The following is a 22062-nucleotide window of genomic DNA, read 5'->3' as shown; positions in this document are numbered from 1 at the left end:
AAATCTACCGAAATTTATAGCATGTCAATATCAAAAGCATTTAACAAATCAAAAGGTCTTTAATGATTTATAAGCTTATTATTATATATTTGATAGTAGATAAACTCTGATGTTGCAAGTACTACATACTAGTTGTAGCCAATTTTAACAAACAACACAATGAATATTAAAGATGAACTAAAGAATGAGGTTATTTCAAACACTCTTTCAGTTAAATGGAAAGTCAGTAGTGATATTGGGCCTAATTGGATTGGAAGCAACCGAGAAATTTGTTTTTACAAAAACTCAAAACCTATGGATGAAAACTTGGTTTATTCTTTTTTAGAAGAATCCTTAATTGAAAAATTAAATATTCCTGAAAAGAGTGAAGACGATACGATTGAAGGTGACGGCGATTTGTTTATGCTGGGGAATGATTTACTTATAAAGTACACAATTTCATATACAGTACCGTACGATTATCCTCATAAGTATGAAGACGGAGAAGTTGTTCTAATTTCCGAATAATCAAAGGATTTAAAAGTATGGTTGGGATAAAATACGATTCGGAATATTTTGAAGGGATAACAGCGCCTTATATTGATTGGGTTGGAGGTGGAAACTTTGACGGATATTTGATACAAAAAAGTCTAATATTTAGAGAACTTGACAACAAGGTAGAATTACACTCGAAAGTTATTAGCGCTAAAAGATATGATGGAAATGTTTCAGATACAGTATTGACAGGGCATTACCGAGAAACCGAAAAAGAAACGCTAACGTTATCTTTTGATAATTTTGAAATGCGAGGAAGAATATTGGGCGATAACGAAGATATGATGGCATTCTCTGTTTGGGGCACAACACTGGACAAAAACGAAGTCTATAAAATAAATGAATAAAAAAACTGGCTACCAACGCACGCTAGAAGCAATTTGGGTTTTATGCTTAATTTGAAAACGGGCTTGCATTTGGAAGATATAGCAAATCCGAAAACAGGGCTTGATTTAGCCCCAAAACGCGTTTAGTGCGGGAACGTTGTTTTTAAAACTAGATATGGCAAAAAATTTCCGAATCATAAAAAAAGCCTGAGAATATAAATTTTCAGGCTTTTTTAGTTTCTAGCAGCCTTGACAGAATTTGAACCACTTGATTTATATCAATTCTAAAATATCACTTTAAGATGCGCATGCAAAAATTGCATAGTAATTAATCTCGAGCTGTCCCCTACTGCTGTGGGGAGCAATAATATATGTATATCTTTAGGGATATTTGCCAATAATTCATTTGCAAAAGACATTCCACAGTCCAGTCCACTATAAGACGGAGTACTGAAATAGATGGGTTCTTTTGCATATACAAGCTCGTTTTTAATGTTCAGTGTCAATATCCTACTACTAGGAACAGTATCCTGCGGTTCAACGAAACCTCGTCCTTCCATATTGTACTGGCCCGCCATCACAAAAACCCAGACCTTTGATCTGCTGGACATGAAGGTTACCTTTTCTTGCTTGTTTGGGAAATTTTTAGTTCTCTCCTCTGTCCGCTTTTTGAGCTGTTGCATTTAAGAAGTGAAATAACAGGACCGGCATCAGTGCAAGCTTTTTTCTAAATCTCATCTGTTTCGAATAGTTATTTGGCCTATAAATTTAAATTTACAAAGACGCACTTCTGCCCTGACTACTGTATTTTTTCGTTGTCAGTCCGAACTGCTTTTGAAAATCGCGCCCAAAACTTATAGAATCTGCATAGCCGACCATAAAGGCAATTTCTCCGACGGCAAGCCTTTCCCCGTGAAGCATTTCGGAGGCTTTGTTTAGACGGATTATAGTAATGAATTCTTGTGCTGATCTGCTTGTCATTGCCTTTGTTTTTTGGATAAAACTGCGTGTGTCCTTGACGTCCCAAAAAAGAAAAAAATAGTACGCTCTTTGGCTTCATTGATATTGTTTAATTCACTTGATGGCCCCAAAGCTTTAACTGCGTTATTGCTGACGCTATTTTTAGAGCCTATAGGAGGAATCGCATCCAGAAAAGAAATGTCTCCTTTTGGCAAAAACGGTGTTTTTTCATCACCATTGATTCCATAAAAATCAAATAATCTTACATACAAATCCTTATCTGGAGAAGCAATTGTAAATCTTCCCATTTGTGTGCTAAATTCCATCCATACAATATCTGAATAATAGCCTTTGAACTCAGGGTAGATCCAAGGTATACTGCCTGTATCGGTATTATTGTTCATGTTTTGATACACATTTGTGGTAACACCCTGCATGCGGTTTTTCCATACGCGACCAGGCCCCTGCCCCAACCATTTTACGCTGTTTACCAATCCTTGCGGATAATCAAAACTGATTCCTGCAAAAGGATAACTGCCATTAAGCGTATATTCATAATTCATTTCCAGCCATCCCGAAGCATGCATTTTCCAGCGCACATAAGAAAGCTCACCGCTGTAATTAAATTCTACAATATAACAATCTTGTTCTTTGAAATGCTTAACTGATGTCACCGCTGCATTTCCGCTCACCAAAACAGGACCATTTTCGAAAGGCAAAGCTGGGCTTTTATCATTGGCCAATTTAGAAATCATTCCTGTTTTGGTATCAAAACTCACAGCAACTTCTCCAGCCTTCACAGTAAGTATATTATTTTCTTCTTTAGCTGAAACATTATCTTTTTTAGATTCAGATTTAGTTAATAGGGATACTACTAAAGCTTTATTCGACTTTATTTTCCAGACCCAACGGTAAATTTCATTGTTATCTGGATCATAAGCTACAACTGCCAATGCATCATTATTCTTCCAGTTTTTTGGCAAACTTATTTGCAAATTGCCTTTGGCAGTTGGTTCAATATCAGGTGATTTAATAGTGCCGTTTTGACTTACTTTATATCCCGGTTGCATATCATCGGGGCTCCGAAAATTTAGCAGCTCATAACGGAAAGTGCAATCTTTCAGATTTGTAAAATGATAACGATTTTCTACAGGAATTTCTCCCTTAAAATTCTCCGAAATTTCTTTTAATGTGATTCTAACAGGAGAATATATTTCTTTGATAGCATTATAACTGGCTTCCTTTTGACGATGCGGGCCTACAACTCCATCAGCGGCATTATTGGCATTTACATCAATCATATTGTTGAAATCGGTACGCATAATGCCTTCGTCTGCAAAACTCCATATAAATCCGCCTCCGCCATGCTTTCCTTTCCACTGCAGCTCCCAATAATCTGCCAAAGCGGCCGAACCACCGCCATCATGCATAGCGTGTAAAAATTCAGTTGGCATATGAATATTTCCACTGTTTTCGCTCACTAATTGTTTAGTGCTTTCATAACCTTCATAATGATTGCAATCTATACCGTTTATGGCATTTCCTGGTTTATGATGCGCATGAATTACAGTTCTATTAGACAAATCGTATTTTGCAAAATCATCATCAAAGTCGAAATTATGTCCCCCTTCGTTACCGTTGCTCCAAAAAATTATCGAAGGATGATTGGCATCCCTGACTACCATTTCTTTTACCAATGGCGTTCCGGCTTTGGTACTGTAAGCTTTTTGCCAGCCTGCCAATTCATTTATCACATAAAGCCCAAGAGAATCGCAGACGCGCAAGAAATTTTTATCCGGCGGATAATGAGAACAACGAACCGCATTCATATTCATTCCCTTTATCAATTTTACATCCAGTAAATCGGCTTCAGGATAAGTGGCTCGACCATACTCAGGCCACATCACATGGCGGTTAATACCTTTCATTTTTACTTTTACGCCGTTGATATAAATTCCATCCAATTTTCTTACTTCAATTGTTCTAAAACCAAATTTATCATTGGTAGTATAAATCGTTTCATTTCCTTTTTTGAGATGAACTTTTAGCTGATACAAATTTGGAGTTTCTGCATTCCACAACAGTGGCTTTTGTACTCTTGTTTTGACGGCAACAACAGAATCATTGCCTGTTTTTGTAACAGTCGTTTCGACTGTTTTACCTTTAGCATCAATTATTTCGGTCACTATTTCGGCACCAGAAACAGCTTTATTCAAATGCACATTCATATTAAAATTCCCATCTGCTTTTGCATCAACAGCAGTCCATGAAATATGCTCTTTAGGAACGCCTTCCAAATAAACCGGTCTGTAAATACCTCCAAAAATCCAATAATCTGCCAAGCGTTCTGCTCCATTGATCGAATTGTCTGCTGACATTTTACTGACCGTCACTTCTAATAAATTAGAACCTCCAATTTGTATTTTGTCACTAATATTATATTTAAAACGATAAAAAGCGCCTTGATGAACAGCCCCATTAATCTTGACATCGGTATCTGTCATTGAACCTTCAAAAACGATATACACCTCTTTTTGATTCCAATTGGCAGGCACTTCAAATTTTAATTTGTACAACCCCTTTTCATCGGCAAACTGAAAATTTTTCCCATAATTCACATTATCACGTCCAAAATTATAGTTGCCAAAACCTTGCTGTTCCCAATTAGACGGTACTTGAATAGTCATCCACTTTTCGCTGTTACGGCCGCCTGTACAATAGAAATCCCAGGTTTTGGTATGCATGACATCGGTACCTGACAGGTAACGAATTTCCTTTTGGACATGGGATTGTCCAAATGAAGTTAAAAAAGCCAGCAATAATAGTGTGACACTAAATTTTTTAAAAATAAAAAAACGGTTCATTGGTTTCAGATAAATAGTTAGTTGCGTTTTTTAAACACCTAGAGTTAAAGAGCTAATCATTTTCCCTGATTATTGCCGTATTTGATAGGTTCTCCGTTGATAACTACGTTCTCCAATTGCATGTTTTTCACATTATCAATTTTTAACGGAGTTTTAATGCCATCCAGTTTACAGTTCACTATCTTGAGGTTTTCAATAGGAGACTCTTTGTAAGCTTTGACCCAGATAGCATATTCACCTCCTTTTTCGACATTGAGATTTTCTACCCAGATGTTGCGGATAGTCGGCATAAAATCCCCAGGATTTTCATAAAACATATTAAAATGAATAGCCGATTCACCAAAACTTCCCACGGATATGTCTTTGAGGAAAATATTTTCAATTGTCCCACCCCGAGAAGATGAGGTTTTAACGCGTAGGACACGGTCAAGATTTTTGCTATCCATTTTGCAATTGACAGCATAGATGTTTCTGGCGCCGCCGGCAATTTCACTTCCGATTACAATTCCACCATGACCATCTTTCATGGTACAACCTTCGATGATATGATTTTCGGCAGGCCTTTTATTGTCCCTTCCATCCTCATCGCGCCCTGATTTTATAGCAATACAGTCATCTCCGGTATCAAAATAACAGTCTTTGATCCATACATTTTTGCAGGCTTCGGGATCACAGCCATCCGTGTTTGGCCCGTGCGCCTCTATATGAACTTCCTCTACAATAACATTTTCGCACATCACCGGACTGATAAACCACATTGGGGAATCGATCATTTTCACTCCCGAAATAAAAAGATTCTGGCAGTTGTAAGGCTGAATCATATAAGGTCTTAAATAGTAGCCTTCGCCAAAAATTCTCTTGCGGGGATCTACCTTTCCTTTCATCATTACATGAAGGCTTTCTCTGGCTTTAAACTGATTTCCCTCCCCTTCTTTCCAACCGTGGTTTTTGCTTCCTTTCCATGGCCACCAATGCGTATCATTTGCATTTCCGTTTAAAGTTCCTTTACCCGTTACTGCTATATTTTTCTCATTGTAAGCATAAATCTGAGGTGAATAGTTCATACAGTCCATTCCTTCCCAACGAGTAAGTACCAACGGATAATCTTTGGTATCACGTGAAAAAGTAATGGTTGCGCCTTCGCTAACATACAGGTTGACATTGCTTTTCAGATAAATTGGTCCCGTGAGGAAGTTTCCTGCAGGAACGACAACTTTACCGCCACCATCAGCGTTGCAGGCTTCAATAGCTTTTTTGAAACTTTCGGTGTTCTTGGTTGTTCCGTCTCCTTTGGCACCAAAATTCGTAACGAGATATTCTTTATTTCTGAATGTAGGCGAAATAATGGATTTTTTTATTTGCGCCATTTCTTTTAACGCTTCCTCTGAAGATAACCAGAATTTCGTTTCTAATTTTTGGCCAAAAGTCATAAAAACGGAAAAACAGCAAGTTATAAAAGCAATTTTCATTAAATCATTTTTTAGTTTCATCCTGTAACCATTTCTAAGTTTCATATTATTTCCATTAAATTCTAAATCACTAATTACTTTACAATGTCAATTCTGCTCAAAGCCAAACCAGTATCTTGCAGATAAATCCGAATCTTGGTTTCGCCTGTTTTTTCAACTTTAAAAGGGAGCACTTTCTCAAAATAGCCTCTAACTACGCTCATTGTCCAGTTTTTGTTTTTTTTAGAATTATCGGCATCAATAAATAGAGGAGCTCCTCGATTTACAACCACTGCCATACTCAGATTTCGTTCGTTGTTTATGGCATCTGTCGGAAGACTTTTAAGCGATAATTTGTATTCTCCTGCTTTCAAATTCACCTCATATTCTACATAAGGCGCATGAAGATACTCATCATTTTTAAAAGATTTTCCAGTAAAAGGATAGCGGGAAATGCTCTTGCCTCCAACTCCTAAACCCTTAACAATAATAATTTTTTCCGAAGGGATTTCCTTCTTTGTTTTGCAATCTGAAGCATTCAACGAAACAATATTGGACGAACTCGCCCCGTCTATAGAAGTAATTACTTTTTCCAAGTATCTGCGGTCGAAAGGAGCGGGATAACGAAGCGAATCACTTAAAATTTCAGGGTTTGCAATATTGGGCATGGCAAAGGTTTCCAGATTCCTTGGAGCATGGGTTATAATGCCGTCCCACTTTCCATTTTCTATTTCTTTGTTATAATGATGGGTTAATGCTATAATTTGTTCCAAAGCATTTTTTGCTTTTTGCGAATAATCCAAGGCTAATTTTTTATCGGTTTCTGTTGCTTCAAGACTCATTTGCGCATAAAAGATTTTTTGGTTCATCAAAGCCGCTCCTTTTGAAGGATACTCTATTAACTGAAAGTAAGAATCTCTGAGTGAATGCGGCATACGGGTTTTCAATTGATCTACTTTTTCTACCAAATCAGTGTAAGCTGCCAGTCGCTGTTTTTGGGTTGCTGCATCAAATTTCAACAAACCCATATGTTCCGGTTTTCCGCTTTGTGCCAATTGATAGTATTGATTTTTAATAAGAGCTATTTCAGTTGCAAATTCTTCGCCAAAAGTTGATTTTGCCCAATCATAAACGTATTCAGATGCATTTTCGGGAGTCCATTTTTTAGTATCCCAAGCCATATCCAAGAAAAATTGCGTTTCCAGTTCGGCTGGTTTGATATCCCCAACATTGACTACCCAAAATTTATCGGCTCCAAATTGATACGCTTTAGTCATTTCGTAAGCAATTAACGAAGGCGAATTGGACGAAAGCCAAGTATAATCGTGCGGACCACCTAAATAGGACAAGTGATAGTAAATTCCGCTAGAACCACTTCTTTTTTGCTCTGCAGTGTTTGATAACTGGCGTAAATATCCAAAGTTGTCGTCTGTCCAGACCAAAGTAACATCATCAGGGACTTTTAAGCCTCCTGTATATAAATCCAAAACCTCTTTATAAGGACAGAATATTTGAAGCGCATTTGATAAAGCGCCAAAATACTTCTTGAAAATACTTCTTTGGTCATCTATGATATTTTCTACCAAAGCAATTTTTCCTTCTTTGGTCTCCGGACCAGTAATACCGCCATCACGAATTCCGCGCATTCCAACGGTGTACATCGCTTCATAATTTTTGGCCGCATTTACGCGATCTTCCCAGTATTTGTATACTTCGTCTTTATTGGTATCGTAACGGTAAATTCCCGGTTTGCGTCCGTATTCCTGTTCGTAGCCTACTTGCCATTCGAAGGTGTTGCTTCGCAGCATCATATCGCAATGCGTGGAACCAATTACAATGGCATATTTATCAACCACCACAGGATTTTGAGGATAGTACCAAAAAGCTTTGGTGCTATCATGCATGGCTGGCCAGATTAAATTGGCTTTCAGCCGAAGCAATAATTCGAAGACTTTGGCATACGTTTTTGGGCCGATATCTTTGATATCCGTATCCATATTTTTGGCTGCCCAGGGATGCAGCCCCCAATCCTCATCATTGATAAAAATGCCACGGTATTTTACTGAAGGCTCTTTTGATACTACATTTCCAGCCAAAACATAAAGTTCTTTTTGAGGTTTTGGTTTCACATCAGCCCACCAGACCCAAGGAGAAACTTCAGCCAATTTTGATATTTCAAATAAACCGTAAGCTGTTCCCCTGCGATCGCTTCCGGCAATTACGAGAGCTTGTTTTACACCTTTTATTGGAGCACTAACTGTTGATATGCTATAGGTTTCCCATTTATTTTGAATAGCGTCGACATTTATTTTTTTGGATTTAATCAGTTGGTCTATATATTTGGAATGACCAATTGTTCCAGCAATAATCAAGTAGTCTTCATTATTGTTCAAGCCATTGAGGATAGCCGGTTTTGTTCCACTAACCAATTGCAAATCGGAGGCAAGAGCATTTGCTACAATGGTTACTACTTCAGAATCGGCTTTATCGGTGAGGATTGAGGGAACCCTTCTGTTTTGGATTAATGGGAAAGCTGTCGGCGTTGCATTAACGGTTGTACTTAATTGATTTTTTTGAGGCTGTGCCAATATTTCAGTACAACCGATACTTGTATAAAGAAAAGTTGCGAAACAAGAAACAGCAATCGACTTAAAGTTTTGTTTTCCTAAAATAATGATTAATTGATTAAAATTCATAACAGCAAAAATTTGATTTCTTCTTTTGAATTAATCAAAAATAAAAAGCCTTGAATTTATTGTCCAAGTTTGACTTTAATCAAAGTGCGTCCATAATTTTGTACATGATTTACTCCTTAAGTAATAATGAGTTACAATTTTAAAACTTATAATAAATACTGCCATCCAACGAGCTTAAAAGACAATTTTTAATAAAACCATTGCGTTCAAACTCTACAAAAACACCTCTTAAATCACCCAATGATTCTTTATAATCTCCAGTATATATTGGTTTACCATTGACGAGCAAAATAAGTTTTTTGTTATTGTTGATTAATTTAATCGTATTCTCTTTTTTAAAATCAACAACAAAAGGAGACAAATTATTATCAGTTCCATTTACTGTTTTTTCACTAATTATATTTGCAACTATGCTGCTGCAACCTGAATTTACAAAATGAAAACGTATATCGTTAGCAGCACCCGAAACTTTAAAAACCAAACTACTGCAAGTAACATCTTGATTTTGAAAATCTTTTTTGAATGTTGTTTCAAAAATAAAATTATCAGCATTATGTTTGAGCGGCGTATAGTTGCACAAACGGGTGAAAAATGGTTGCAGAGTATCTATGCTGTATTTTTGCAATTCCCTGTTTGAAATAGCAAATAAACTATCTTGGTTTTTATGAGCTAAAAATGCACAAAAACTTTTCGGAATAAGGCGTTGTCTTTGAAATCCTAAAGCATACCATTTTTTATTGGTGGTGGTTACATACACTCTTGCTTTTCTATTTCTATTTTCCTTTATTTTATTGGTAAGATTAACATCAAAGACTCCTGGAATAAAATAGGTATGTGCAATCGTTTTTTTGTTTGGATTTAAATAAACTGGTGAAGTTTTATCGCCAAAATCAATAAACAAACTATCCGATGCATGATTGTTATCAACAGCAAAAAAACAAGTTTTAGGCAGAATTCCTTCTGAGGAAGACAGCTTTAAATTAATCTCGTGTACATTAAAATCAGAGCGATTAAAATACCTATAAGCAAGAATACCAGTCAATAATGCAGTAATAAGCAACACAAATATAATGTAGCGGATTTTATTGTCCGTTTCCGCTTCAACAAGAAAATTCTCGTTATTTGGGGTCTCTATCTGAAATTCATTTTCATTAAAACCAGAATAGTTTATCAACGCCTCGAAAGTAGCTTGCTGTGGCAGATAGTATTTATCTGTTGCTAATTTTCCAAAAATACGTTTTAACGTATTATGGCTGATGCTAATTTTGGTTTCTTCAAAAATGGATTGGCTGAAATCAAGATAGTCATTGTGTTTCCAATCTTCAGAATTGCCACGACCAAACTTTTGTTCGCATTGTTTAATTATAACTTTTAGTTGTAATCGCTTATCCATTTTGTAAATTCATGCAAATAAATCGTATCAGCAGGTTTTGTTAAAAAACAAAAATAATGAATTAGGGTTAAAACTAATCTACATATTGTGTAATCATGGAACTTATCGCTTTTATTCACTTCTTTAACATCAATCTTTAACCGTTAAGGACAGCTTTTTATACGATACAAATTGAAGTTCAAATTCCTCTTCAATATTTGCTATATAGACGTTGTTTTTAAAACTAACACATTAACTTTTTAATACTCTCTCTTCTAAAAAAGCGTTTAACTTCACTTCTCTGGCTAAAACTAACGTATCATTTTATTGTTCAAATCCAAAAGTAAATTTTCAAAACAGCGGTAAAAATCACTAAACTTTTACTGAAACAAATCGTTCTTCGATTTAATCTTTTCAGATGAGTTCTGAGAGTCAGATTCTTCCTTTCAATATGATTAGTTCCGAAACGTTTAACAGAATGCTGCTTCTCTTCAATCAAGTATCTGTAGTTTTTAAGTCTGTCAGTAAATATCTTTTTTGCTTCTGATAATTTCAGAGTTTCCAGAACACGATTCAGCGTTTTATTAGTTCGTTTTCCAACATTAAAACTCACCACATTTTTAGAGTTCTTTTCCAGAGCATAAACTAGCCATATATAATTTTTCTTGTGTCTGATATTCGTGCACAGCTCATCAACTTCATAAGTTTTGCCTCTGCTGATAATTGGTTTGGTAATACTTCTGGCAATTGATATAATTCTTTTCAATAATGTCGTAGCAGATATTTTTAATATTCTTGCTGTGCTTCTTATCCCTAAACCTTCTTTAGTTAATTGAATAATATTATGGTTTATATCTACATTATAAGCTTGATATCTATAATTTTCCACTCTGGTTTTCCCACATACTCTGCAAATATATCTTTGACTGCTAGACCTTGTCTTTCCATACTTTATCATCTTTCTGATGTCACCAATACATCTGTAACACCTAGTCTGGTTTGACTCCATTTTTTTCGATTTAAGGTATTATAAAATAAAAAAACAGCCCAAAGGCTGTCTTAATTTTTATGCTATATTAATATAAATATCTGATTTTCTGCAAATTTTGGATGCAATAATTAACCACCAACGCATCTGATACATTACCTCTTTTATGCTTTAAAAGTAGAACGATTTGGATTTTACTTTGCAAAAATATATAGTCTGATATCTTGATCAGATACTAGATCGCTATACTGAATACACTTTTAAAAAGTATTTTAAAAATAAGTTCTTTATTTCATGATGCTCAATGCTTGGTGTTTGTTCAATATCAATAACAAGGTTAGATGAAAACTTTTTTTGATGCCATAATGCCATAAAATCTTTGTTTTTCGAAATGATATGTACAGGAGTTTTAAACGAATTATCATCCGTTGTTATCATCGGTGGCTGATGATCTCCAAAAATGACAAAAATAGTATCTAATGGTTCGTTTAAAATTAAGTTTTCAATAGTTTTCAATTGATATTTTATGGCTTCAAAATAATTCTCTTTGTTGTTGCTTTTTGGATCTGTAGGTTCATAATCTTGTAAAGAAGTAGTATTACAGTCCTCCCATTTATCCAGAAGTACAGTCGGACTATAAAAATCGTAATGAGAATTGAGCGTTTCTACAAAAAAAGCGAATGGGTTATCTTGGCTCTTAGTTTTCATGATTTGAATTGACCGATTGAGAAAGTATTGATCCGGTGCGGACTCAAGGGTAAACAGAGGGCCTGTATAATTAAGATCTTTGTTAATAACAAGATCTTGAACATCTGCAAACTCTAAAATTTCTTTCCATGGCACTTTAAAATTTTCAAAACCTCCAATTCCTGTAACCAAGAAAGTGTTGTAATGCAACTTTTTCAATACAGTAAAGATGGATTGCACCTGATATTGATCTCTGAGCTGCACTAATTTTCGGTAAAGTGAATCTGTTTTTATTTCTATGCCTTTGAGTACTGAAAAAAATGCCATCCATGAACCGCCGCCGCTTACAGGCGAATTTGACAAAAAACTTGCTGAATGCCATTGATCATTTTGGATTCTTTGATGCATCGCTTCCAAAAGTTCACTATATGGCTTCTTATATACTTCATTTTCATATAAAATGGCACCATAAGATTCAATAGCTATAAAATAGATATTAGGCTTTTTTTTCAAAGTTTGATCTGACGATACAATAAATTCGCTTTTATTATAAATTTTAGGTATTAAACCAATCTCGCTCTTTGTTTTTTTACTAAAAAAGACATTCGAGCTGATTAAAAATATAAGCGATTGAATTTGCATACCTGAATAGTGATCAATATCGCTAGTCTGAAAATAAATATAATTTAAATTGCGAAAAAGAAGGTGTCTAAATGGAATCAATATAATAATTGGTGCAAGTATTTTTAATAATATGATATTAGTATTTTCAATTTGCTCAAGCATTAAAACATTTAATCTAATAGTAAAAAATAATAAAATAATAAAAAAACTAATTCCTAGTAACAATTGTTTTTTGTAGCCCGCCCATGCAATTTTCAAACCTTGTTTTATGAGATGAAAATCACTTACAATAGCTGGAAAAGTATTATAGATAGTATAAATACTGTAATGATAATAAAATACAGTTAAGGTAAAAATATAATATACTTGAAACGGAACAGCTACATACTTAAAATTAATATAATCTTTAAATATCGACAGAATAAGTATAACTATTGTGTACTCTAAATTTAGCCTAAAAATGTCTTTATTCATTCGTGAAACCACCGCCATTAATCCTAATCGCCAATTCTTTTGTCTAAAGATTTGATTTTTAGGAAAAAAAGTTGAAGTTTCTTTATTGAAAAAATATAAAGGAACAAATAGTAAAAAATTAAGGAATAAATAAATAGCGACTACAGTCATAAAACTAAATCTTTTTATTGTTTATTATTTTATTTGAAGAAAATTATAGTTACATTAATCCTCTTCAAAACCAGCCCAGGCATTTGGATTTTCTTTTATCGAAACGTTGATTTTTCCTTTAAAATCATTTTTCATCATTAAACTTATTTCGTCATAAATGTATCGGGCTATAAACTCTGTTGTGGTAAGTTTTCCTTTAAAAACATCCAGATCATCTAAGTTTTGATAATCCAGTTTTGCTAAAATATCTTTAACAATTTTATGCGCCAGTCCAATATCAATGACAACATTATGCTCATCAAGATTGGTGGTTTTAAATGTTACATCTACTACAAATGTTGCTCCATGAACATTTTGCGCAGGGCCAAAAAAAGGAGATTTTAAGGAATGAGCAATCATCATGCTTTCTCTAATTTTTACAAAATACATATTTTAAAATTTTGGTTAATATTTAACTACGGTTATAAAGTCGTCATTGAGTTTATTTTTTCTAATCTGAGCAAAATAATGAGGCAAATCATCAAAAGGAATTACGTTGGATATAAAAAACTCATAATCAACAGTTTTAAGCAAATTTTCGACTAATTGTTTTCTAGTAAAAAAATTATATTTTTCTTTTTTATCAAATGGTATAGAAGATACTTGCGAACTAATAATCTGAAGTCTTTTATAATGAAAATTTCCACCTAAGTACAACAAAACCGGATTGTTTCCGTACCAGCTCAACTCTATTATTTTTCCTTCTTCAATAGTATGATCGATACAATATTGCAAGCCTTTTTGATTGGCAGACACATTAAATGCAATATCATATTCCAGGTTATTGGCACATAATTCAAACCCAGATTGTTTTAATTTTTCTTTTTTTATAGGATTTGTTTCGGCAACAAATACAGTTGCTCCAATGTGTTTTTTTATGGTCTGCGCCAATAAAACACCTACGCTTCCGGCACCACAAACCAATACTGTATCTGTTTTTTTTACTTTAGATGCCCAAATAGCATTAATTACCGTTTCGAGATTAGAAAACTGCGTTGCAACCAAAGGATTTATATTTTCATCCGAAAAAAAATAACAATCCTCTTCATTAACCATAATTTGATTTTGATGAGGATGCATCAAATGCGCCCATCTGTGATCTTCCGTTTCTCCAACTAATGAATAGCCATATTTTATAGGAAAGTCAAAACTGCCTTGCATATAGTTCACTTTCATTTTAGTATAAAGATCAATTGGAATTTCTCCGTTGGCAACGAGTTTTTCTGTGCCTAAACTTATCGAAGAATACCTTGAATGCAGTTTAATTGACTGATTTAAGTTACCTAAATCAAGCTGTTCAGTTTTTATTTCTGACTTGTTTTTATCGTTATGCCAAAGTGCTTTAACTATCATAATTATAAATTTGAAACTATCATCATAGCATTTCCCATAGTATAATACTCCGGATTATTTAATAGAATTGCTTCATCTAAATCTTCAATATCATCCAAAGCAATTCCGTTTTTACCTGACCCAAATAGCATTGGTGCAATATGAAACTCTATTCTTGAAAGCATTTTCTTTTCTATAAATTTTCTAATCGTTAAAGCTCCGCCTTCTATAAGAACTGAATGAATCCCCTTTTGTTTCAAGACTTTCAACATTGATTTTACACATATACTATCAGCGTCATCATTTATATTAACTATTTCTACATCAGAAGGTATATGATCATACGACAGTTTTTTATTGCTAAAAAGTAAAGTTTTCCCAGCAACTAAATCATCAAGTTCTAAAGTTGAATTTGCAATGAGCACTTTTACAGGATTATGGCCTTTTACAAGTCTCACATTCAGCTTTGGCCTATCGATCCTAAAGGTATTGCCGCCAACAAGTATGGCATCAACCAGCGCTCTGATTCGATGGTTATGAATCAAATTTTCCGGATTCCCAATCCATTTCGATTTTCCGGATACAGTTGCAATTTTACCATCAATAGTTTGTGCCACATGAACACAAGTAAAGGGCTTTTCTGCATCTTTGTTTACTAATATATAGCCCAAATAAAGTTTGAAAATATTTTTTAGCTTTTTAGGAAAGTTCTTTCCGTATGTTACTTTATAAAAGGCTTTCTTTTCATTATTCGGATAAAAATAAATCACTGCCATAAATTCTGATAACGAAAAATCTGCATTTTTTATAACCTTATAATCATTAGTGATATATAATGTTTCATTTGATGGATCAACGTTTTTATAGATTTCTTTTATATTTAATAACAAATCCCAATAGACCGATTTCACTTTCATGTTTGATTATTTTTAAAGGGTTGCCAATGTTCTTCTCAGTTTTTTTTGGTATTTTATCAGAAATATCAAAATAAATAGACCAAATTGAAAAATAGCTATTGAAGACACAAGTGAAGATTTATCCAGAAATAACATCACACTATTTAATAAAACAAAAAGAATAAAATAGAAATAGTTTTTTATATCTGGAAGTACTTTTGTCTCAAGAATGGTATAGAAAATACAAACATTCAACAAATTTGAAATCCCGATTGTCATCAGCGCACCATTGATTTTCAGTTTTGGTATCAAAAAATAAAAAAGAATGGTCATTACAATTATTTTAGCTACTGTAAGATAATTGATCTTCTTGATTTTGTTTTCGTACATTAAAATAAGCGCCAGAAAACGTAATAAAATTAAGGGCGAAAACGCAAGGGCAACTATCGGAAAATAGAAACTTATGCCATTGTATTTATTATGATTTAGAAACCAATGAATATTTGTGCCAAAAGCGCATAAAAAACTTAATGCAACAAACCCAACTAAAAGATAAAAATCTATCTTTTGCTGCACTAACAATTCAAAACCTTCTGTTTTTTTTGAAAGCAACGAAAATAATTCTGGTCGTATTGCATTATCCAGACTATTGAACAATATAAAAATGGCACTTGAAATACTTAATAAAACGGAATAACTCGCTAAATCTTCAAGCGGTAAAAATTTCTCTATAAAAAACTTATCTAATTGATTTTCTAAATTATAAAGTATCAAAAACGGAATAAACGGCAATGAGAACTGAAGCGCTTCTTTAATAACATTTTTTGAAAATTCAATTTTAAAAAGGAATCTATTATTAAAAATAATCAACAGAAACAGAAATATGTTTGCGCAAAGCGACGAAAGCAAAAACCATAAAAAGCCTAATTTCAATACTTTTATACACATTACCTGCAAAAAAGGTGTAAGTAAAATATTGATTATAACATAGATACTATACTTTTTAACTTCAAATTTATTTTGCAGATAGAGAAAATAAAAACCATTCAGCATGCTTATAAATAATGATAACATCATTATAAATGTATAAGGAAAAAACGAAATATTATTTTTGAAAAACAATATAAAAACATGATTACCAAAAAGATACATTATCAATATCCAAAAACAAAAAAGTACAACCTGAAAATTAAAAAGGCTTCTAAATAATGACAATTGCTTAGTTGTATTATCTGGTTCAAAAAAATAAATATGTCGAAATGCCTGATCTACTTTTAAGTTTAAAACAATAGAAAATACTGCAAAAAAAGCATTTGACAACGACAATATTACATACTCATTTGTAGTGAGATATTTTAAAAAAACAGGCAATAAAACAAACCCAATTATCGGAGGTAAAACCCCAAAAAACGTATATATTAAAGTATGTTTCATTCTTGCTTTGTTATACTAATCAATTGATATTTCATTACTTTTTTTGCGAACAATTTATCGAGTAATAATCCGCCTTTAAAAAGCTTTTTAAACATAGACTTTCGTCTGAATACTTTAAAAAACAGAAGTTGTATATTGATTTTGAATACGGATTTTTTAGGCATATAATGCGTCAAATCTTCTAAGTCTAATTTAAATTCATCTGACATATTAGAGAAATGAGACAATGCCAATAAAAAATTCAGATTCCAATCGGTCATAAAACTTTTAGCAGTTGCATTTATAATTTTATCTTCAAAAAAATCATCTACAATAATTAATTTACCATTTGTATTTAATCCGTTTAATAATGCATTAAAATCTTTATCAAAGTCTAGAGAATGTTTTAATGATTCTACACAAAATATTAAATCATAACTAGATGCGGCCGTGTTTTCAAAATTACTCACCTGAAAATCAATGCTTTCAAAATGATATTTACTTTTATTACGGTGAGCACTTTCTATTTCTAAATCACTAACACTGATTCCGACAACTTTTGCCGCATTATTTTTAGCAAACAATAAACTCCCAAAACCAACACCACAACCGGCATCTAGAATAGATTTGTTTTTTACGTCTATTTTTGAAATCAAATATTCATAAATATCATTGAAGTTTCCTCCAAGATTTAAGCGTTTATGAATTGGATATTCTTTATCCGATTTAAGTTTGGCTTCAATTTGAAAAAGAGCGTTGTATAACTGTGTTATGTTGGCAGGTGTATTCAAGTTAGTTCTTTTTCAAAATAAAAATAAATTCATTGGCATATTGCAATGGCGTAAAACTGTTTTGTTTGTTTTTGTACCCCTTAAATGTTCCAAAAGTCAAAATCTGGAGTATTCTCATGATCGGCCATTGATCTGGAATACAGCTTACAATTTCAAAGTTTTCCTTCTCGAATAAAGCTTTCCATTGCTGATAATTTTTTGCATCCTGATGTCCTTTTTTGTTTACTGTCAAAAAAAGTTTTTTTGTAATCAGCCAGCGCCATGAATTTGAATTTCTTACCATAAAACAAATACGGGAATCAGAAGTTGTAACCCTTTTAATATCCTGTAAAACTTTTTCTTTATCAATCATCCGTTCTAATGATCCCAGACAGGTAACAAAATCAAATGTATTGTCCTTAAAAGGCAACTCTTCGGCATTTGCCTCCACAATATTGGCTTCCGGAAGTTTCAATTTTGCTGTTTCAACGGCTACACTAGAAATATCGACACCACTGCATTGGGCTTTATAATCTAATCCTATTTCTAACATTCTACCCAAACCGCACGCAACATCAAGCAGTTTTGCATTAGGCTTAATCTGAAGCAATTCAGCAAAAATATAATACGCATTTTTAGGCCGAAGATACATTTCTCCTCTTGTCAAATAAGTATAATCAAACCATTCTTTAATTGTTTGCTGTTGATTGTCAATCATTTTTTCCATTTAAAATAATAAAAAGCGTTTCGTTTGAGTGATGTAATCCAAGTATTCCTCCTTAAAGTTTTTTTTTAGAAATTCCTCTTCAATTTTTACTCTGAATCGCATATAAAAAAAGTAAAATACCAATCCTGAAAAAATCAAAAAACTGGGAAATAAAATTCCGAATCCTATAAAAAACAAAAACATACCATCTAATCCCGGATTTCTGGAATATTTGAAAATACCTTTCGTATGGAGTTTAAAATTGTTTTGTATTTGTTTATTCTCCTTTCGCATATATAACATAGACCCAAATGTTATCAATCTGCCCAGAATTACACATAATGATCCGACAACAATTAACTCATAATTGGTCTCAAAAAGAAGCCAATTATTTTGATGAAAATTTGGAAAAAAATATAAAAAAGGTATTAAAAAATAAATATTTATAAAAAAGAACGGCACGGTCAAAAACATCATTTTTTTCCATTTTGGCCATTCATATATTTCTGTAATATATTGGCTTTCATCAATCTTATAATTATTGTTTTTTTTGAAAAAGTTTTTCGTATTTGCAACACTTGGAACATGAAAAAAAATCAGTTCAATAAGCAAACTAACATACCCAAATACAAATGCAAAAATGATCATAACCCTTCTATTTTACTTAAAAACAAATCAAAGTTAGTCTCCCAACTTTCTATACCTATATTCTTTACAGATTGCACTAATTGTAAATATCTGTTAGGTGAAATTAGAGTATTTTCAACTCCATTTATCATTTCATCTATATCAAACGACTTTAAAACACCCTGAAAACCAATAGACTGATATTTTTTATAATTACCTGTAGGTGTAATTATGCACGGTAAATGTGTACTAAATGCTTCCATAACTGCCATACCATAACTTTCGTAATCAGAAAAATGGAGCATTAAATCGTATTGCAAAAGCAAATCATTTATCTGCTGATGTGGTACGGCTTTATTAAACGTAATGTTCTTTAATTCAAATCGCTCTGATTGATTAATCATCTCTAAATAATAATTTTCTGAGAGTATTTCTCCGAAACAATCTATCTTAAAATCTAAATTTCTCAACTTTTCAGCAACCTTCAAAAGTTTAACGTGTCCTTTGCCTTCAATAAAATTGGCCAAATAAACTATTTTTTGAGGTTTCTTCTTAAAGTGATCTTTAGTCTTCCAGCCACTATCAATTCCCGGTTCTATTAAATAATATTTTTTAGTTTCTGGCTTTATAAAATCATTAATATAATCTGATGATACAGTTCCTGTAATAAAAATTAAAAATGATTCACAAATCTGTTTTTCAATTTTAATTAACGTATCACTTTTTAAATGTGTCTGATTTATGGAAGGCCAAAGATGAATCAAAAAACAAATCTTAAATTCTTTCAATCTAATCATATTCAGATTTTCATCAATCAAAATACCATCAATTATATATGATACCTCATTTCTAAAGTTGTATTCATTAATACTTGCAACAACCTCAACTACAACGTTTTGTCCTTTTTCTGCTAAAAATTCATAAAGCTTAGCATTGTAAATAGTTCCTCCGCTAATTTTTTCGCAGATACCAGATGTCAAAATAATAATCACACGCTCCTATTTTTTAAAAAAATGAAAAAACGAAATCAAAAATGAAAATAAAACCAGCACATTTCCTATCGCTACGATGTATTTTCCGATCGAAAAATGAACATAGAAAAACAGAATCAAACTAACAAAATAGCAACCTGCAAAAAAGCGGGCATATTTCTGCTTTGTTTCTACAAAAACTTTTCTTGTGTATAAAGTGGTTACAATTTTATAAAAATACCGCATACTTCCTGCAACTAAAACCCATTGCATCTCTACATGTTCTAATGCAATCAGCCACGAAAACATTAAACAGAAAAAAGCATCAGTTTCCATATCTAGCAGTCCACCAAAATGCGTAATTTGATCAAGTTTTCTTGCCAGAAAACCATCGACACCGTCTAATGCAACAAATAAAGTACCCAAAATTGCTATGCTGAACCGATTATCACTTATAAATGGTAGAGTAAAAAGCAACATTAACCTAAATAATGTTACTGCATTTGGTAAACCGCCCCAAGTTTTTTTTTCGGTAAATCCATCCCAATTTTTAACCAAAAAAAACAAGAATACTAAAGCCCCAAAAATGAGACTAAACAATACGCTACCATTAAACACATCAATCAACAATCCAATCAAAATTAGAACTGAGTGATAAAACAACCAGTCGATCTTCATTTTTTTACATTTCATAAAAATAAATTCTGCTACATTTAAAATGAAAACATTATATAGAAGCTAAATTCAGAAAATGCTTAAAAAAATCTCTTTTTGTACGCAAATAGCCTTCATTTTCTTTTGTTGGCTCAATCTCAATAGAGATAAAATCAATCAATGTTACTTTTGAATTCTCAAAAGCCTTTATCTTCTCAGGGTTATTTGTCAAAAGCAGTATCGATTTCACGTCTAAATCTTCCAAAATGGTTATCGCTTCATCAAAAGATCGCCCATCAGAAGGTAATCCAAGTGACAGATTCGCTTGTACGGTATCCATTCCTTTCTCCTGAAGTTTATATGCTTTGAGCTTATCAATAATCCCAATATTGCGTCCTTCCTGGCGCAAATAAATTAAAATACCTCCATTTTTACTGAAATAATCCATTGCCCTATGTAACTGCTTACCACATTCACATTTAAGAGAATGAAAAATATCTCCCGTCAAACATTCCGAGTGTAATCGTACTGCAACTGGTTTTTCAAAATCAGTTTTTTCATGTACTAAAACAATATGTGGCATCCAATCATCAGCATCCTCAGAATATGCTATAATTTTAAAAATTCCCCAATCGGTAGGTAGCTGCGTCTCAACTTGATTCTTTAAGGACATAAATCCAATGATATTTTTTTAATAATAAAACCAAAAAGGTCTAAATCTCGTATGTATATACTTTATTAAAACAAATTACTTTGGTTCTACCCTACCACATTTAAAAAAAAAGCTAAAAACAAAGCAACACAAGCACTTGTAATGAAATAATCTTTCTCTTTTTTATATAAAGTGTAATTTCTACTAAATTTTAAAATTACAATCGATTAAAAAAAGTAAAAATCTATTCACTGTTTTATACATTTTTATCAGCAATGAGTTCGTGTAATACAAGCGCTAACGAGAAAAGAAGAAAATCTAAAAAAAAGTTTTTTTTTGCAAATTTTTATTTCGTACCTATTCTAAAAAACACTTACTTCCATGTAGAAACAAATCAATTTTTAACTCCAGTCGAACAACAATCAATTAGTATAGACTTAATACTTTTTCCCACCCAAAAAGCTGAGACTAATGTTAATTTTTTTTTCTATTTATGAAATTCTTGCTACAAAATTTAAGGAGACTTATTTAACCAAATAAATTATCATTTTGTTAAAAATTCCGAAAACCAAATAGATTTATTTTAAAATCCCAGACAATAATTGATTGAGCCAAACAAAGACAATACTCCCCTAACTTAAAACATTCTTTTCAAATCCTCAATAATATTTGTAGAATTGTATGTCAGTTTACCGCCATATACCAATTTAGTTTTTACATTTTTTTTTCATCAATCCCCAACAGGACATCTAAACCAAACTTGTAAAGCCAATGAAAGACAGGCACTACATATAGTAAGCCATTTTCTTCAAATCATCCAAAAATGATGTTGTAATCTGTCCTGTCCCCGTCACAAAGCCCTATGGCGCCAATTTAATT

20 protein-coding genes are annotated in these 22062 nt (G+C 32.7%); 2 read left to right on the top strand and 18 right to left on the bottom strand.

All coding sequences use genetic code 11. From position 1 onward, the window contains the following. The first annotated feature begins 159 nt into the window (after positions 1-159). Positions 160-507, top strand: coding sequence for a hypothetical protein (locus tag ACFFLS_RS05500; RefSeq protein WP_379682322.1), 348 nt, complete (start codon positions 160-162; stop codon positions 505-507). Positions 508-524: 17 nt separating this feature from the next. After that, entirely contained in the window at positions 525-881 is a 357-nt protein-coding gene (locus ACFFLS_RS05495) for a hypothetical protein (RefSeq protein ID WP_379682323.1), read from the top strand. 263 nt (positions 882-1144) lie between these two features. Here ACFFLS_RS05495 and ACFFLS_RS05490 read toward each other — a convergent pair whose 3' ends face one another. The 18 genes from ACFFLS_RS05490 to ribA form a co-directional block, all read right to left on the bottom strand. Continuing rightward, positions 1145-1471 (bottom strand): sialate O-acetylesterase, encoded by a 327-nt coding sequence (locus ACFFLS_RS05490; protein ID WP_379689216.1) that lies wholly within the window; start codon positions 1469-1471, stop codon positions 1145-1147. 163 nt (positions 1472-1634) lie between these two features. Continuing rightward, the gene (locus ACFFLS_RS05485) at positions 1635-1841 is read right to left on the bottom strand and encodes a helix-turn-helix domain-containing protein (protein WP_379682325.1); all 207 of its coding nucleotides are present in this window, start codon (positions 1839-1841) and stop codon (positions 1635-1637) included. Then, entirely contained in the window at positions 1838-4684 is a 2847-nt protein-coding gene (locus tag ACFFLS_RS05480) for a glycoside hydrolase family 2 protein (RefSeq protein WP_379682326.1), read from the bottom strand. Before ACFFLS_RS05480 ends, ACFFLS_RS05485 begins: the two co-directional genes overlap by 4 nt. Positions 4685-4740: 56 nt before the next feature. Then, the gene (locus ACFFLS_RS05475; RefSeq protein ID WP_379682327.1) at positions 4741-6198 is read right to left on the bottom strand and encodes a glycoside hydrolase family 28 protein; all 1458 of its coding nucleotides are present in this window, start codon (positions 6196-6198) and stop codon (positions 4741-4743) included. A 29-nt stretch (positions 6199-6227) separates the two neighbouring features. Next, a complete protein-coding gene (locus ACFFLS_RS05470; protein ID WP_379682328.1) occupies positions 6228-8828 on the bottom strand; it encodes a glycosyl hydrolase 115 family protein in 2601 nt (866 codons plus the stop codon). Between the two features lie 139 nt (positions 8829-8967). After that, positions 8968-10221, bottom strand: a complete 1254-nt coding sequence (locus ACFFLS_RS05465; protein WP_379682329.1) for a PKD domain-containing protein — start codon at positions 10219-10221, stop codon at positions 8968-8970. A gap of 310 nt (positions 10222-10531) precedes the next feature. After that, positions 10532-11209, bottom strand: coding sequence for an IS1 family transposase (locus tag ACFFLS_RS05460; protein ID WP_379682330.1), 678 nt, complete (start codon positions 11207-11209; stop codon positions 10532-10534). Positions 11210-11431: 222 nt separating this feature from the next. Continuing rightward, positions 11432-13123: a sulfatase-like hydrolase/transferase gene (locus tag ACFFLS_RS05455; protein WP_379682331.1), complete on the bottom strand. Its 1692-nt coding sequence runs from the start codon at positions 13121-13123 to the stop codon at positions 11432-11434. 54 nt (positions 13124-13177) lie between these two features. Beyond that, entirely contained in the window at positions 13178-13552 is a 375-nt protein-coding gene (locus tag ACFFLS_RS05450; protein WP_379682332.1) for a 6-pyruvoyl trahydropterin synthase family protein, read from the bottom strand. A 15-nt stretch (positions 13553-13567) separates the two neighbouring features. Continuing rightward, positions 13568-14515, bottom strand: a complete 948-nt coding sequence (locus ACFFLS_RS05445) for an MDR/zinc-dependent alcohol dehydrogenase-like family protein (RefSeq protein ID WP_379682333.1) — start codon at positions 14513-14515, stop codon at positions 13568-13570. A 2-nt stretch (positions 14516-14517) separates the two neighbouring features. Further along, positions 14518-15411, bottom strand: a complete 894-nt coding sequence (locus ACFFLS_RS05440; RefSeq protein ID WP_379682334.1) for a RibD family protein — start codon at positions 15409-15411, stop codon at positions 14518-14520. 12 nt (positions 15412-15423) lie between these two features. Further along, positions 15424-16824 (bottom strand): oligosaccharide flippase family protein, encoded by a 1401-nt coding sequence (locus tag ACFFLS_RS05435; protein WP_379682335.1) that lies wholly within the window; start codon positions 16822-16824, stop codon positions 15424-15426. Further along, positions 16821-17594, bottom strand: a complete 774-nt coding sequence (locus tag ACFFLS_RS05430; protein WP_379682336.1) for a class I SAM-dependent methyltransferase — start codon at positions 17592-17594, stop codon at positions 16821-16823. Before ACFFLS_RS05430 ends, ACFFLS_RS05435 begins: the two co-directional genes overlap by 4 nt. Position 17595: 1 nt before the next feature. Next, positions 17596-18291: a class I SAM-dependent methyltransferase gene (locus ACFFLS_RS05425; protein WP_379682337.1), complete on the bottom strand. Its 696-nt coding sequence runs from the start codon at positions 18289-18291 to the stop codon at positions 17596-17598. 9 nt (positions 18292-18300) lie between these two features. Further along, positions 18301-18753 (bottom strand): methyltransferase family protein, encoded by a 453-nt coding sequence (locus tag ACFFLS_RS05420; protein ID WP_379689214.1) that lies wholly within the window; start codon positions 18751-18753, stop codon positions 18301-18303. 170 nt (positions 18754-18923) lie between these two features. Continuing rightward, the gene (locus ACFFLS_RS05415; RefSeq protein WP_379682339.1) at positions 18924-19898 is read right to left on the bottom strand and encodes a glycosyltransferase; all 975 of its coding nucleotides are present in this window, start codon (positions 19896-19898) and stop codon (positions 18924-18926) included. A 6-nt stretch (positions 19899-19904) separates the two neighbouring features. Then, positions 19905-20555: a CDP-alcohol phosphatidyltransferase family protein gene (locus ACFFLS_RS05410; RefSeq protein ID WP_379682340.1), complete on the bottom strand. Its 651-nt coding sequence runs from the start codon at positions 20553-20555 to the stop codon at positions 19905-19907. Between the two features lie 49 nt (positions 20556-20604). Beyond that, positions 20605-21204 (bottom strand): GTP cyclohydrolase II, encoded by a 600-nt coding sequence (gene ribA / locus ACFFLS_RS05405; protein ID WP_379682341.1) that lies wholly within the window; start codon positions 21202-21204, stop codon positions 20605-20607. Positions 21205-22062 lie beyond the last annotated feature (858 nt).

This window comes from Flavobacterium procerum, assembly GCF_042431625.1.
GTDB classification, from domain to species: domain Bacteria; phylum Bacteroidota; class Bacteroidia; order Flavobacteriales; family Flavobacteriaceae; genus Flavobacterium; species Flavobacterium procerum.
Note: the sequence above shows the minus strand (reverse complement) of the source record. Positions and strands in the feature narration are given on the sequence as shown.